General features: G+C 65.5%; 18 protein-coding genes and 2 tRNA genes. 5 read left to right on the top strand and 15 right to left on the bottom strand.

What is annotated here, in order from left to right; genetic code table 11:
* Window positions 1–3 precede the first annotated feature (3 nt).
* The 9 genes from P1K32_RS14590 to P1K32_RS14550 all read right to left on the bottom strand — a co-directional run bounded on the left by P1K32_RS14590 (window position 4) and on the right by P1K32_RS14550 (window position 3,710).
* Window positions 4–402: a 30S ribosomal protein S9 gene (locus tag P1K32_RS14590; protein WP_276250426.1), complete on the bottom strand. Its 399-nt coding sequence runs from the start codon at window positions 400–402 to the stop codon at window positions 4–6.
* The gene (locus tag P1K32_RS14585) at window positions 396–833 is read right to left on the bottom strand and encodes a 50S ribosomal protein L13 (protein ID WP_276250425.1); all 438 of its coding nucleotides are present in this window, start codon (window positions 831–833) and stop codon (window positions 396–398) included. Before P1K32_RS14585 ends, P1K32_RS14590 begins: the two co-directional genes overlap by 7 nt.
* The gene (locus P1K32_RS14580) at window positions 830–1,180 is read right to left on the bottom strand and encodes a 50S ribosomal protein L18e (protein WP_220587705.1); all 351 of its coding nucleotides are present in this window, start codon (window positions 1,178–1,180) and stop codon (window positions 830–832) included. The genes P1K32_RS14585 and P1K32_RS14580 overlap by 4 nt, the downstream gene beginning before the upstream one ends.
* 24 nt (window positions 1,181–1,204) lie before the next feature.
* A tRNA-Leu gene (locus P1K32_RS14575) sits at window positions 1,205–1,289 on the bottom strand.
* A gap of 102 nt (window positions 1,290–1,391) precedes the next feature.
* Window positions 1,392–2,174, bottom strand: a complete 783-nt coding sequence (locus P1K32_RS14570; protein WP_276250424.1) for a DNA-directed RNA polymerase subunit D — start codon at window positions 2,172–2,174, stop codon at window positions 1,392–1,394.
* A 3-nt stretch (window positions 2,175–2,177) separates the two neighbouring features.
* Window positions 2,178–2,567, bottom strand: a complete 390-nt coding sequence (locus tag P1K32_RS14565; protein ID WP_004516802.1) for a 30S ribosomal protein S11 — start codon at window positions 2,565–2,567, stop codon at window positions 2,178–2,180.
* On the bottom strand, window positions 2,564–3,079 hold the full coding sequence (locus P1K32_RS14560; protein ID WP_220587708.1) for a 30S ribosomal protein S4: 516 nt from the start codon (window positions 3,077–3,079) through the stop codon (window positions 2,564–2,566). The genes P1K32_RS14565 and P1K32_RS14560 overlap by 4 nt, the downstream gene beginning before the upstream one ends.
* Complete coding sequence (locus tag P1K32_RS14555) at window positions 3,079–3,606, bottom strand: 30S ribosomal protein S13 (protein WP_276250423.1); 528 nt, start codon at window positions 3,604–3,606, stop codon at window positions 3,079–3,081. Before P1K32_RS14555 ends, P1K32_RS14560 begins: the two co-directional genes overlap by 1 nt.
* Window positions 3,607–3,625: 19 nt before the next feature.
* A tRNA-Ser gene (locus P1K32_RS14550) sits at window positions 3,626–3,710 on the bottom strand.
* Between the two features lie 179 nt (window positions 3,711–3,889).
* Here P1K32_RS14550 and P1K32_RS14545 point away from each other — a divergent pair.
* From P1K32_RS14545 to P1K32_RS14535, 3 genes are all read left to right on the top strand, one after another.
* A complete protein-coding gene (locus P1K32_RS14545; protein ID WP_276250422.1) occupies window positions 3,890–4,195 on the top strand; it encodes a hypothetical protein in 306 nt (101 codons plus the stop codon).
* Between the two features lie 465 nt (window positions 4,196–4,660).
* Window positions 4,661–6,451 (top strand): Ig-like domain-containing protein, encoded by a 1,791-nt coding sequence (locus P1K32_RS14540; RefSeq protein WP_276250421.1) that lies wholly within the window; start codon window positions 4,661–4,663, stop codon window positions 6,449–6,451.
* A gap of 115 nt (window positions 6,452–6,566) precedes the next feature.
* Window positions 6,567–7,262: a hypothetical protein gene (locus tag P1K32_RS14535; RefSeq protein ID WP_276250420.1), complete on the top strand. Its 696-nt coding sequence runs from the start codon at window positions 6,567–6,569 to the stop codon at window positions 7,260–7,262.
* A 1-nt stretch (window position 7,263) separates the two neighbouring features.
* Here P1K32_RS14535 and moaA read toward each other — a convergent pair whose 3' ends face one another.
* Window positions 7,264–8,277, bottom strand: a complete 1,014-nt coding sequence (gene moaA, locus P1K32_RS14530) for a GTP 3',8-cyclase MoaA (RefSeq protein WP_276250419.1) — start codon at window positions 8,275–8,277, stop codon at window positions 7,264–7,266.
* A 332-nt stretch (window positions 8,278–8,609) separates the two neighbouring features.
* Here moaA and P1K32_RS14525 point away from each other — a divergent pair, with 332 nt between their 5' ends.
* Window positions 8,610–9,713 (top strand): Mrp/NBP35 family ATP-binding protein, encoded by a 1,104-nt coding sequence (locus P1K32_RS14525; RefSeq protein ID WP_276250418.1) that lies wholly within the window; start codon window positions 8,610–8,612, stop codon window positions 9,711–9,713.
* Window positions 9,714–9,754: 41 nt separating this feature from the next.
* On the opposite strand, the gene P1K32_RS14520 is transcribed toward P1K32_RS14525, so the two are convergent.
* The 5 genes from P1K32_RS14520 to cofD form a co-directional block, all read right to left on the bottom strand.
* Window positions 9,755–9,946, bottom strand: coding sequence for a 30S ribosomal protein S17e (locus tag P1K32_RS14520; RefSeq protein ID WP_220587714.1), 192 nt, complete (start codon window positions 9,944–9,946; stop codon window positions 9,755–9,757).
* 200 nt (window positions 9,947–10,146) lie between these two features.
* The gene (locus P1K32_RS14515; protein WP_276250417.1) at window positions 10,147–10,740 is read right to left on the bottom strand and encodes a DUF447 domain-containing protein; all 594 of its coding nucleotides are present in this window, start codon (window positions 10,738–10,740) and stop codon (window positions 10,147–10,149) included.
* On the bottom strand, window positions 10,737–11,576 hold the full coding sequence (locus tag P1K32_RS14510) for a triphosphoribosyl-dephospho-CoA synthase (RefSeq protein WP_276250416.1): 840 nt from the start codon (window positions 11,574–11,576) through the stop codon (window positions 10,737–10,739). Before P1K32_RS14510 ends, P1K32_RS14515 begins: the two co-directional genes overlap by 4 nt.
* Window positions 11,573–12,319 carry a tRNA-dihydrouridine synthase gene (locus tag P1K32_RS14505; protein ID WP_276250415.1) on the bottom strand — a complete coding sequence of 249 codons (747 nt, stop codon included), beginning with the start codon at window positions 12,317–12,319 and terminating at the stop codon, window positions 11,573–11,575. Before P1K32_RS14505 ends, P1K32_RS14510 begins: the two co-directional genes overlap by 4 nt.
* Entirely contained in the window at window positions 12,319–13,311 is a 993-nt protein-coding gene (cofD, locus tag P1K32_RS14500) for a 2-phospho-L-lactate transferase (RefSeq protein ID WP_276250414.1), read from the bottom strand. Before cofD ends, P1K32_RS14505 begins: the two co-directional genes overlap by 1 nt.
* Window positions 13,312–13,452: 141 nt before the next feature.
* On the opposite strand from cofD, the gene P1K32_RS14495 reads away from it, so the two are divergent.
* Window positions 13,453–13,983, top strand: coding sequence for a protein-tyrosine phosphatase family protein (locus P1K32_RS14495; protein ID WP_276250413.1), 531 nt, complete (start codon window positions 13,453–13,455; stop codon window positions 13,981–13,983).
* Window positions 13,984–14,022 lie beyond the last annotated feature (39 nt).

Here is a 14,022-nt window from a genome sequence, read left to right as displayed (position 1 = left end):
ACCTCAGCGGTAGGATTTCTGGTAGCGGGCCCGGGCGCCGGGACCGCCCCACTTCTTGGGTTCGGACTGGCGCACGTCGTTGACCAGCAGCGAGCGGTCGAACTCCATGAACGCGTCGCGGAGCTCGGCGTCGTTGGTGAAATCGACGAGGCCGCGGGCGATGGCAGTGCGGGCCGCGTCGGCCTGCCCCATCACGCCGCCGCCCTCAACGGAGACGTCGACGTCGACGTCGCCGCGGAGGTCCTCGTCTGCGATGCGGAACGGCTCCAGCATCTTCAGCTGAGCCAGCTCCGGATCGACCAGTTCGACCGGCTGGGAGTCGATACGCACGCGACCCTCGCCCTCGCGGATGGTGGCGCGAGCGACGGCGGTCTTCTTTTTGCCAGACGTGTTCGTTACCATGTCTTGTTCGCTCCGAGTGTCTCGCTCACTTCCGCGAGCGTGACGAATTTGATGTTCGAGAGTCGGTCCAGTGACGTCCCCGAAAGCACTTCGGCGTCCTCGTCGTGCGGGTTACCCACGTAGACGCGGACGTTCTCGAACGCGTCGCGGCCACGCTGCTTCTTGTGGGGCAGCATGCCACGGATGGAGCGTTTGAGGATACCGTCCGGTCGCTTGGGGTAGAAGTACTGGTTGTCGGCGCCGATGTCGACGCGCTTCTTGTACTTCTCTTTGATCTGCTCTTCGCGGCCGGTGATGACCGCGCGTTCGGCGTTGACGACGGCGACGGTCTGCCCGTCGAGCGCCGTCTCGGCCACCTGTGAGGCGACCCGGCCCATGATACAGTCGCGGGCGTCGACGACGACGTCGGCGTCGAATTCGGCGACGCTCATCGAATCACCCGGACGTGGGAGCCTTCTGGGTTGTTCTCGATTGCCTGTTCTAGTGATACAGCCTCTCCGACCTTGTCGATCTTCGTCTCGGCGGTTCCGGAGAAGTCGACGGCGGCGACGGTGACGTCCTTCTGCAGGACGCCGGAGCCGAGCACCTTGCCCGGAACGACCACGGTCTCGTCTTCCTGTGCGTACCGCTCGATGCGGCCCAGGTTGACTTCCGCGTGTGTTCGCCGCGGCTTCTGCAGCCGCTCGGCGACGTCGCCCCAGACTGCGCCGCCCGAGTTGCGGGCGGCCGACTTCAGGTCGGCGATGAGACTACTGAGTCTCGGATTCGTCTTGCTCATAGGGTTCCTCCTTGGGAGTAAAAGTGCAGGGAGCAGGATTTGAACCTGCGGACCCCTACGGGACAGCGCCCTGAACGCTGCGCCGTTGGCCAAACTTGGCTATCCCTGCTCGCATTAGTTGGTTCTTGATGCCCCGTAAAACCCCTTTCGGTCCTCGCGCTCGGGGAGCGGGCGGTCATCGGCGTCGAAGGGGTGTTTCGGGACATTGGCGTTACAGTTGGACCGCGTCTTTCAGCTCTGTCGCTCGGTCGCGTAGCGTCTCGACCGCGCGAAGCAGGAGTTCGTCGGTGGTAAACGAGCCGTCGGTCTCGACGTGGAACACGAACGCGTTCTCGACGTCGGTGACCTCGACCTCCTTGCCCGGATACCGCTGGGTGAGGTCGTTGCCGAACTCGCTCGTCGGGACGAGGTCACCGTCCGTGGCGTCGGGGTCTGCGGCGTGCTCGGCCGCGCCCTCCTCGATGACGCCCCGGAGGATGTTGGGTTCCTCGTCCTCGAACTCGCCTCTGTCGCCGACGACCTCCACGCGCTGGAGGTGTCGGTAGCCGACGGCCACGCCGCCCTGATGTTTGGCGTGTTCTTTCCCCGTATCGAGGACGGCGTCGGCCTCGACTTCGAGGCGCTGGCCGTCTTTCAGGTCGATGATGGGGATGTTGTCGTCGGCGGGTTCCACCAGTGCGTCACTGGAGACGAGGTCACTGGAGTAGGCCGTGTTCGGCCCGTCGACGGACAGCGACAGCGTCACCTCGTCACCAAGCTCGAAGTCGTCGAGGTCGGTAGTCAACGGGACCAGCCCCAGTCGGAGGCCGATCTGCTCGTTGAACATCACGCTGGTGTTCTCGATGACGCGGACGGTGTCGATGCTGAACGTGGGCACGTCGGCCACCATCGCCCGGCGGATGCCGTTGGCGAAGGCCGGCGTGATGCCACGAACGAGCACGAGCGACTCCCGCTCGCCGCGTTCGACGAACTCAACCTCGTAATCCTGTGTCATTGGTTAGAACCCGGAGTTCTTGGGTGCGCGGGTGCCGTCGTGGGGCGTCGGGGTGACGTCCTCGATGCGGCCGATTTCGAGGCCGGCGCGAGCCAGCGCTCGGATGGTGGCCTGGGCGCCCGGCCCTGGGGAGGTCTGCAGGTTCCCTCCGGGGCCACGCACCCGGACGTCGACGCCCTCGACGCCGCGGTCGAGGGCCTTCTCGGCGACGACCTCGGCCATCTGCATGGCCGCGTACGGCGACGCTTCGTCACGGTTCTGCTTGACGACCGTCCCGCCGGAGCTCTTCGCGAGCGTCTCCGCGCCGGTCTGGTCCGTAATCGTGATGATGGTGTTGTTGAACGATGCGTGGACGTGGGCGATGCCCCAGATGTCTTCGGTCTCTTCGCTCATTCTTGGGCCTCCGCGCGCTCAGGGTGTAGTTCGTCCGACAGCGAGCTGTTCTCGTCGAAGCCGACCGAGCTCTCGACGGCCACGTCGACCTTCATCGACGGTCGGGTGACGCGTGCGTCGTCGAGCTCGATGTGGCCGTGGACGATGAACTGTCGCGCCTGCTCGGGCGTGTTCGCGTAGCCCTTGCGGTAGACGACCGTCTGGAGCCGGCGTTCGAGGACGTCGGTGACGTCAAGCGACAGGACGTCGTCGAGCTGGTCCTGCTCGTTGAGGATGCCGTAGCGCTTGAGGCGGGCGAGGAACTCCTCGGCCTCGAGGTCGGTCCCCTCGGTGCTGCCCAGCAGTTTCCGGGCCTCGCGGCGGTAGCCACGCAGCTCGGACTGGGCGCGCCAGAGCTCCTCCTTGTTTTTCAGGCCGTAGCGGCCGAGGAGGTTGCTCTCGTCGGCGATTCGCTCGCCCTGGTAGGGGTGGTTCGGCGTCTCGTAGAACTTCGTGTTGGAACCGAGCGCCATTATTCGTCATCCTCCGCGGCAGCTTCCTCTGCCTGTTCTTCCTTGATGGCCTCGACGTTGACGCCGATGGTCCCCTCGGTACGACCGGTGGACTTCGTGCGCTGGCCGCGGACCTTCTGGCCGCGCTTGTGACGGACGCCGCGGTAGGAGTCTATCATCTTCATGCGGTTGATGTCCTGCCGACGGGTGAGCTGGAGGTCGTTACCCGTCTCGTGGGTGGTCTCACCGGTGAAGTAGTCCTTCTGGTGGTTGGTCATCCACTCGGGGACGTTGTCGGCGAAGTTCTGGACCTGGTCGACGACCTCGTCGATGACGTCGTCGTCCAGCTTACCGAAGACCGCGCGGCGGTCCACGTCAGCGCGCTGGGCGATGATGCGGGCGGCGCGGTGGCCGATGCCGTTCAGTTCTGTCAGTGCTCGCTCGACGGACTTCGTGCCGTCGAGGTCTGTCTGTCCGATGCGAACGAAGTAGCGGATGTCCTCCTCCTCATCCACGTCTTCGCCCGCGTCTGGGTCTTCTGCACTCATATGTTGGTGGTTGGGTGAGCGTCGTGGCTGGGATTCGAACCCAGGAGGCTGTACGCCACAGAGTTAGCAACCCTGCGCCTTGGGCCAGGCTTGGCTACCACGACACGCTTGCTTGATACTCGCGCCCGCAGCACACGGACTCGGGAGCCGGTCCCCCTACACGAGTCTGTTCGTACGTATCTCGGGGTTGTATTTAAACGCAACGAAGGGGCTCGGACGCGTGAGTGTGGACCATGAGTGACACTGGCACAAGCCAGTAGTGGCCGGCATGCCAACTGTCTGTATGTCCGACGAACCCACTGCCGACGGTGGCGAGACTGTCGACCCGACAGACCGCGAGCCCCTTCGGAAGCATCTCGAACAGTTCGCCGGCACGGACCGCGTGACCGAAACCCGGGACGGAACGCTCTTCGTGGAGTTTAGCCGGTCGGCGTTTTTCTCCGTCGACGCCGAGGGATGTGTCGACAGCGGGATGCCGCTGCACGGTTTCGACGGCCCAGCCGACGAACTCCGATTCGACCACGACGCCGGCGAGATACATGTCCGCGCGGACGACGCGACCGTCACGTACACTTTCCGGCGACCGTAGCGGCTATGACGCTCGGTGCGTACGCGCGCGATGTCGACACCGACAGTGATGGCAGTGTCGGCTGTGTGACAGTGACAGGAAAAATCATGTTCGGCCGAATATCTACTTTTGAACTCGATTTCATCGGCCACTCGATGGTCAACATGGGCCCCAACGCCCGTAATGCTAGTTATCCCAGCATATCGTTCCACTTCGACCAGGAGATATTTTCATCTGTAATAATTTCAGCCAAAACTACTAATCAGAGTGTGGACGTGAGTTGATTATAGACCGGAGTATTCAGGCTACCGAACGGCGCCGGACGCCACAGGTGGGGACTGGGTATCAACACAAATGATACGACACAATACACGAACGGCTGTACAGGGCATAACGCTCTCGATACTGGTGGTGGTGTCACTGTCCGCAGCAACCGCACCATTCGCCGGTAGCGCCACAGGGGCGGTCGCCACCGATTCATTGACCGTGACCGACGACCCCGTCGCACCGGACGGGACAATTACGGTCGAGGGGACAGTGAACAGTACCGGAGATGTCACCTTCCTCATCCAGGACCCCGAGAACGACAACGCGGAGACGGTGACGAAGTCCGTCGATTCGACGAATTTCACGACCACCATCGACCTGGGTGCCCTGGGTATCAACGGGGAGCTCAACAACGGAACGGCGACACTGATGGCCGACGAGGGGGCGTCGTTCGACAACGCGGAGGACACGACGACTTTCGTCATCGATGGGAAGCGGCCGACCGTCGATATCGACTCGCCGACTCCGAACGAGAACCGAACCGAGTTCCCGACGATATCGGGCACCGCCAGCGACGAGAACACCCTCGACAGGGTCGAGCTCTCGATACAGAACGAGAGCGACGGCCGGTACTACGACCCCGAAAGCGACACCTGGCAGGACTCGCGGACGTGGGTGACCGCAAGCGGCACGACTGACTGGACGTACGACACCAGCGGGATAACCGACGACGGGAGCTACGAGGTAATCGCGCGCGTCTACGACGACGCCGGGAACAAACGCTCGTATCTCGACGGACCACAGGCCTACAGCGACGACGACACGCTCAAAGTCACCTACACCGTCGACACCACCGCGCCGACGGTCAGTGACGTCAACGTCACCGAGCGGAGCGGCGACGATACCGTCGAGAAGGGCGACGAGGTCGACGTCTCGGCGACCGTCACTGACGCGACAGCCGGCGTCGACACAGTCACCGTCGACTCCTCGGCGCTCCACACCGCCGATTCGGTGACGCTCGTGCAGTCCGAGGGCGATACGTACGTCGGCTCGTTCAACGTCACCGAACTCTCGACGGGCGACGGGGACGTCTCGCTGACCGTCAACGCGACCGACGCGTTCGGGAACAGCGAGACCGGCAGCGACACGCTGACACTGGAGACTGCTATCGACTCGGTCGAGAAACTCAACGTCCACCAGCAGTTCCTCGGCGTGGTCGAAGACGCGAACAGCTCGGTGGTCGTGACCGCCACTGGCGTCACCGACGCCCGCGGAAACGCTATCGCCAGCGGCCCCGGGGCGGCCACGGAACAGGCGACGCTGGATATCGGCGGAACGGCGTTCACCGTCGATGTCGACGACGGCGAGATCGACGCCACCATCGACCCGAACGAGATAGCGAACAGCACGACCACAGGCGAAACGACGGTCGAGATCACCGAAGCAGATGCCGAGTCCGCGACCGACAAAGTGACACTCGTCCACGAGGCGAACGCGCTCGAGGCGGGATACCAGATCGAATCCACCCCTATGGACGCCACCGCCGTCGAGTACCAGTACGTCAACAGTGCGCTCACGTACGACCCAGAGAGTTCGTCGTGGGTGACGCCGGAGGAAAAGCGGGCCGGCTCGGCCTACTACCTCAACGGCGTCAACGACTCCGCCCGCGTCGGATACACCTTCGCAGAGACCGGCGAACTCAACTCCAGGTATCTCGACGAAGGGTACAACCTCATCGGGGCGACACCAGATCTGAACGATGTGGACGAGGTCGGCGTCAACTCGGACGTCGGTGACGCGTTCGACGTGAGCAGCAGCAATGTGGACATTTACGAGCGAGACGAGACCGAGCCGCTAAGCGAGCCGAGCGGAACCACCGACGCCTCTGCGTTCGTGAAGAACAACGATGCCAAGGTCGGCCCCTACGAGGGGTACTACGTCTACGTCGAGTCCGGTGAGGAGGTCCGCATCGTCGAAGCGGCCGATTACGAACCGAGCCAGGGGAGCTGAAACCGCGCGCCGGACGCCTCGATTGCTGCCTGAATCGCAATGCATTTTGCTGTACCGCGGATGATGACCCACACTCAAAGCCACTGAAATGAATGCCGAGGTAAAACGGACAGTCGTGGTACTCGTCGTCGTTCTCGCTGTCATAGCACTCGCAACCGTCGGAACGGGACCAGTCCTCGGACAGCCGGCCCCGCCCAACTCCTACTACGGCGTCGCCGAATCCGAGAACGGGACCGACGCCCCGCGGGGGATAGTCATCGTCGCCGTGGCCAACGGCGAGGCCCAGGACAGCATTACCGTCGGTTCCAACGGCGAGTACGGGAGCTCCGACCCCAGCGGTGAGAAACTCCGCGTGAGTAGCAGTATCGACTCGAACGTGACCTTCCACGTCGAAAGCGCGGACGGACCACGGGCCGCGGAGACAGACCCAAACCCCGAGAGCGAGGTCGAACGACTGGACCTGACATTCCCCGACGGAAGCTTCGACGGGGAGGTGTCGACTCCCACGGCAACGCCGACGCCGACTCCCACGGCAACGCCGACACCGACGTCAGCGCCAACAGCCACGGCGACTGCGACACGTACACCGATGCAGACACCGCAAGCCGAAACACCAGCGGCTGAGACCGAGACGAACACAGAACGGATGCGGGGTGACGCGCGGACCGCGACGCGAACCGGTACGGCGGATCAGAGCGATGGCGGTTTGATTCCGTGGGGGCTGCTCCGGCCGCTGCTCATGTTCGTCGTCCTCCCGATTGCCGTCATCTACGGCATCCTGAAGGCACTCGCCATCTACTACGGCTACTGAGTCAGTCGTCGTCGGCGGCCATCGGCTCCTCGACCGGGCCGCGCTCTATGTACTCCTCGTTGACGACCCACTCGCCGTCGTCGTCCTGGACCATGTACTCGCCGTAGTACGGCACCCGATTCGCCACGGTCTCGCGAAAGGTCTCGCGGATTTCGTCTTTCGTCATCTCGCCCATCGGGCGGAGGTCGTCGGTGCGATTGAGACACCCCTTCAGTTTACCATCGTGGGTCACGCGCACGCGGTGGCAGTTGTCACAGAAGTCGGTGTTCTCGACCGGGTCGACGATTTCGACCATCCCCTCGCCCGATCCGTCGTCGGCGCCCACCCAATATCGCTTGCGGTCGTGCATCTCCCGAACCTCGATACGGTCGGCCTGTTCGGCCAGCCAGTCGTGGACCCGCTGGATGTCGATGGCCCACTCCGGGCGGCCGACGAGTTCGGGCATGTACTCGATGAGCTGGAGCCGGAGCCCGTCGTTTTTCGCGACGTGGTCGACCATCTCGGGGACGTACCCCGCGGTGGGTTCGAAGACGACCATGTTGAGCTTCACGGGGTCAAGGCCCGCATCGAGCGCCGCCTCGACCCCCTCGATGACCTGGTCGTAGGCGCCGCTCTTGGTTATCTCGGCGAAGGCCTCCTGGTCGATGGCGTCCTGGGAGACGTTCACTCGGTCGAGACCCGCGTCGACGAGGTCCGGCGCGCGCCCGGGGAGGAAGGTTCCGTTCGTAGTCATCGACACCTCCATTCCGTCGGGAGTCCGGCGGATAATCTCTTCCAGGTCACCACGCAGCATCGGCTCACCGCCGGTGAACTTGACGGCCTCGACGTCGAACTCACGGGCGACCTCCAGAAACCGGACCACGTCGTCGGTCTCCATCTCGTGGTCCTGGGCCTCCATCGGCCCGCGCGTGTCCCCCAGCCCCTCGTTGTGACAGTAGACGCAGTCGAAGTTACACCGGTCGGTCAGGGAGACGCGGACCTGTGAGACTTCGCGACCGTGACCGTCCTCTAGCACGGGCGGCCGTACTGGCCCCAACTGTATAAAACGACAACACAGTACCAAATCTCTCCAGACTGCCGTTGGGGGTAGTCCAGTTGCGTTTAGCTACGCTCTGCTCGCGGGTCGCTGCGCTCCCCGCTCGCTTGTTCGGAGCCGTCTCACTTCGTTCGACGGCTCGCTGCTCCACGGCTCACTTGGTTCGCCGTTCCGCTACGAGGGACCTCACTTTGTTCGGTCCCTCGCTGCTCGCGGCTGCGCCGCTCGCGCGCTCAGAGATGACTCCCTGCGGTCGTCATCTCTCTCCCCACGTCACAATCCTTATCGCACCTCCACGGCCTACCGGAGGTATGAACGAGCAGGACGTCCGCGAGCGGCTCCGGGCGGTCGAGGACCCGGACCTGGGCGACGACATCGTGACGCTGGGCCTCGTGAACAGCATCGAGATAGACGACGAGGAGATACGCATCGACCTCGCGCTCGGTGCGCCCTACTCACCGACGGAAACGGGGATGGCAAACACCGTCCGAGAAGCGCTGGACTGCCTCGACCGGCGCATCGACCTCTCGGCGAGCGTCGACCGCGGCGTCAGCGAGGAGGAAGACCCACTGCCAAACGTCAAGAATGTCATCGCCGTCGCGTCCGGCAAGGGCGGTGTCGGCAAGTCGACTATCGCCGTGAACATCGCAGCCGGGCTCTCGCGTCTGGGCGCGCGTGTCGGTCTCTTCGACGCCGACGTCTACGGACCGAACGTGCCGCGGATGTTAGACGCTGACGAGTCCCCGCAAGCCACCGAAGAAGACGAGATAATCCCGGTCGAGAAGTACGGGATGAAGCTGATGAGCATGGACTTCCTCGTCGGCAAGGACGACCCGGTCATCTTCCGCGGGCCGATGGTCGACAACGTCCTCACGCAGCTCTGGTCGGACGTGCTCTGGGGGACCCTGGACTACATGATCGTGGACCTGCCGCCGGGCACCGGCGACACACAGCTGACAATGCTCCAGCGAGTCCCGGTCTCCGGGGCCGTCATCGTCACCACGCCACAGGAGGTCGCACTGGACGACGCTCGCAAGGGACTCCGGATGTTCGGCCGCCACGAGACACCGGTGCTCGGAATCGTCGAGAACATGTCCACGTTCGTCTGTCCCGACTGTGGCGGCAGCCACGACATCTTCGGCAGCGGCGGCGGGCACCAGTTCGCAGCGGAGACCGATATGCCGTTCCTCGGCGAAGTCCCGCTTGACCCCAGCGTCCGCGAGGGCGGTGACAGCGGCGAACCGCTCGTGCTCGACGACGAGAGCGCGACCGGCGACGCGTTCCGCGAGATAGCTGCCAACACCGCCAATATGCAGGGCATCATCCACCGCAAGCGCCAGTCCGACAGCCGGAGCGTCCCGGACCAGGCGGCGAAGGCCGACCAGACGGACGAAGAGAGTCAGGCCGAGCAGTAGCTGCCGCTACGGGGGGTTCGAGAACTGGATAGAAGACCGGATTACGCTTCGACCGGGCGGTTGTACTTGCGCGTGACGTAGCCGGCGATGCGGTTACGGACGCCCTTGGACTCGATGTTCGTGACCTCGGTGACGACTTCCTTGTTGTGCTCGAAGTCGGCGCCGAAGGCGTCTGGGTACTTCTCCATGATGAGTCGCCCTGTCTTCTTGACGTAGGCGGGTTTGATTGCCATGCGCCAATGTTGCCTGCTGCCCTTCAAAAAGGGTTCGACTTCGTGACCGCGCGCGAACGTTTATCACCGGGAACGGGACCAGACGGCCCCATGCGCTGACCAGACGGGTGGCGTGTCCCGCGGTTGTGCGACACCGCACGCCACCACGAACCGGTGTTTCGTCCCGAACACCACGGTGTCGCCTGCTCGCAATCTCCGGGCTACCACTCCGCGTCGACGAGCTCGCGCACACGGTCGAACGCCGCCCGTTCGCGCTCGCTCCCGGCCGTCTCGACGACCGACTCGAAGTACGCAAGCCGAGAAAGCATCTCGTCGCGGTCGTAGGCTGGCACGTCCAGCCGCGATGCGGCGACGGTCGCTTCGACCACGGCGGCGTGGCCACGGTTCGTGGTGGGGACCACGCGCCGTTCGACCCGCGATTCCTCGGGGTGGAGCACCCACTCGACCCACTGTGTCCCGCCGTCCTCGCCCTCGGCCAGACGCTCGACGCTCACCCGGACCCACGCGTCGGCACTCGCGAGGACCGGCTCGGACTCCTCGCGGACCGACAGCGCCGCCTCCGCGAAGTCCACGGGGTCCCGCGTGAATTGGACGTACCCCCCGCCGCGCTCGTCGAAGTTCCGCCAGGTTCGGGTCCGTCCCCACGTCGTCGCCGTCACTGGACCGCCATCGTCGGGTTCGTGTAGTCCCAGGGCGGCGACGTTCCAGAGGTCGTTCGGGCCAAGAGTCGTCACCACAGACTCCGTGACGCCAGCGAGTTCGACGGGCCAGCCCGATTCGGCCGGGTCCGTCATACCACCAGCCCCCGTTCGAGTGCGACGAACAGCGCGCCGGCCACCAGGTCAGCTGTCGTTCCGGGGTTGATATCGCGGGCGACCAGTTCCTCGGCCAGCGCGGTTGCATCTTCCTCGCCGTCGAGCACCGCCTCGGCGCGACGCTGGACCTCGGCAGCGGCGTCGGGGCCGTTGCGCGTCACGACGAAGGTGTCGGCGTCCTCTGCCAGCAACTCGACGAAGAGGCGCGCGGCGCGGTCGGGGACCGGCCCGTCGTCGGCCAGTATCGCCTCGGCCGCTTCGAACACCCGCGCGAACTCCCCAACCCACTCGGCGGCGATACCGTCCACGTCGGCGCTCTCGGCCATCACGTCGAACAGCGTGAGCCCCTGCGCTTCTAGCTCCGGAATCGCCTCGCTCCCACGACGAACGTCCAGCGGTTCCATCCCATCTGGCGGGTCGTCGACGGCTACGTCGACGTGTTCGAAGGCTCGATAGAAGTCGGCCGCGTCAGCGACAGTTGTCCCTCGGGCCACGCGGTCGGCTCCGGCAGGCGTCAGGTCCCCCTCGCTCGCAGCGGCGACCAGCGGCGCAAGCAGGAGCAGGGCCCCAAATTGCGTGTTGCCCGCCGACTGGTCGGCCATGCCGACGACGGCGGCTTCGAACGCCTGTCCCACCGGCTCGCCGTCGGCCGCCAGGGCCAGCCCGGGCCGCGCGCCGACGGCGCCGGCCATGAAGTGCTCGAAGCGCAGGTCGTCGAAGTCCCGTTCGCGGTCAACATTGCCGGGCTTTGGCGTCCCGGTGACCTCGAGCAACAGGGCCAGTTCGGCGTTCTGGACCGACGTTCGGTCGCTCATCCCGTGGCCTCCTGTGCGACATAGTCCTCGGCCGTCTGGCGAACGGCGGCCAGCACATCCGGGTCGTCACTCGCCCGGCCGACGCTCACGGCGTCGGCGCCGTACTCGAAGTACTCACGTGCGGTCCGCGAGCCCCGGACACCGTTGTTCGCGACGACGAACAGGTCGGTCGCGGCCGCGATATCGGCGATGACGGACTCTGTGTCCATCGCGTCGACGTGGACGGCGTCGGCACCGGCAGTTTCGAGTCGCTGTGCGAGTCCGGGCAGGTCGACGCTATCGACCTCTGCCCGGACCTTCACCGAGACGGTGGCGCCCGTCGCCGCGGCGGTCCGGACCTGCTGGGCGAGCGCCTCGGGGTCCCTCAATAGTGTCTCACCAGCGCCGGCGGTGCACATCTCGTCCTGCCGACAGTGGGCGTTCAGCTCGAGGACAGCGCCGTGGTCCCGGCAGACGCCAGCGGCGAGCTCGATGGGGCCAAGCGTCGTGCTGCGGACGTTGAACGCCCCGCGGAGCGGCGCCTCGGCGAGTGCTTCGAGCTGTGTGTCGACGAATGCAATCGGGTCCTCGGGAAGGAACTCCGAGCGGTCCCGGTCAGTCATCGCCCGGGCGGCCGCGCGGGTGGCGTCGTCCAGCGCGATACCACCCAGAAACGCACCGCCGACGTGGTCGGCGACGGCCCGCGCCCAGTCGGCGTCGGCCTCCCCGCTGAGACTCGCCAGTGCGACCCGCGGGCGGAACATCAGGCCACCTCCGCGAGCGCGTCGGCCACCGCGCGGGCCACGCGCTCGGAGGCGCCCTCGGCATCGAGCGTCGTGTCCGTCCGGACGATCGGTCGGTCGATTGCCGTCCCGTCGTCGCTGTCGAGAACGAACGCGTCTGCGAAGGGGTACGCCTCAGCGACGCCGGCCGTACTGGGCTCTCGACCCGTCCCGGCCATCAGGTCGGCGGCGGGGCCGGAGAAGACCTCGTTCTCGACGAACGGGGAGACTGCCACCACGTCCGTCTCGTTCAGGGCCTCGCGGATGCCGTCGACGGCGAGCATCGGTCCCAGCGACGTGACGGGGTTCGACGGACCCACGACGACGGAGTCCTCGAGCGCCTGCAGGACGGCGTCAGTCGCCGTCGCCCGATCGCCGCCGCGGAACTCGACGTCCTCGACGGCCGGTGCGCCGTTCCGGCCGACCCACCACTCCTGGAAGTGCATCTCGCCCTGGGGCGTGTGAATCATCGTCGCCACAGGGTCGTCGCTCATCGGCAGCAGGGCCCGCTCGAGCCCGAAGGCATCTGCCAGCCGCCGGGTCACCTCGGTCAGGGAATGGCCCGCATCGAGCAGCGAGGTCCGTGTCACGTGGACCGCGCGGTCCCGGTCCCCGATGTGCATGAACTCAGCGACGCCGGAAAAGCGCCGATGTCGGGCGATGTCGCGCCCGCTGGTCTGGGCGTCTGCCGGGAGGTACTGCGGGCCGGTCGGGAGGTCGGCCGCCGCCGCCAGCCGGTGGAGTTCGTCGTGGGTCTTCGCGGTGTCGTCGGCGATACCCCACCACGTCTCCCGGTCGAGTTCGCCGCCGTCCAGAAACAGCACCGTGTCGAGGTCGGGACAGACCAGGTGCCCGCCCAGCTCGATATCGTCGCCGGTGTTGGCGACGACCGTGGTCCGCTCGGGGGCGAACACGTCGCCGGCACCGGAGAGCAGCTTCGGCGTGCCGGTCCCGCCGGCGAGAAACGTAACCATACGCCGACGTAGGGGAGACAGGCGGTATAAGCGTGGCCCTCCCGCCGTCGTCTCAGGCACCGTAGAATCACTGCTGAGAACTGCGCGGGTAGACTCAATACAGTTGACCATCTGCGTTGACGTGTTAGGTGTCAATCCACCGTGAACGCACACCGATTCGCGCCGGCGGCCCCGGACGAGACCTACGTCTACGGGGCCTGCACACCGGGCTGGCACTCGGCCGCCAACCACACCGCCGCCATCGACGACTGGATAGAGTTCATGCGAGCCGAAGGTATCGACCGGGTCTGCTGTCTGCTGACTGGCTGTCAACTGGACGACTGCGGCGCTATCCTCGACCACTACTACGAGGCCTTCGAGGCAGAGCACGTCCTGCACGCGCCAGTCCGTGACCACCACCTGGTTCCCGAGACGGTCCTCGTCGAAGAGATACTCCCGTTCCTGGCCGAGAGCCGGGCGGCGGAGCAACCGGTCGTCGTCCACTGCCTGGCAGGTATCGGTCGGACGGGGCAGGTACTGGCCGCCTGGCTGGTCTACAACCGGGATTACGGTCCGGAACGCGCCATCGAGACGGTCACGGACAACGGCCGGGACCCGCTTGACGCCGTCAAGACAGGTAACGCGACCGAAGACGAACTGTATGCGCTACTGGGTACTGTCGCCCGGCTGTAGCCCGTCTGCCGGGAGTACTGTTTTGCCCGCCGCCGGTCA

Source organism: Haloarcula rara (genome assembly GCF_029338235.1).
GTDB lineage: Archaea > Halobacteriota > Halobacteria > Halobacteriales > Haloarculaceae > Haloarcula > Haloarcula rara.
Note: the sequence above shows the minus strand (reverse complement) of the source record. Positions and strands in the feature narration are given on the sequence as shown.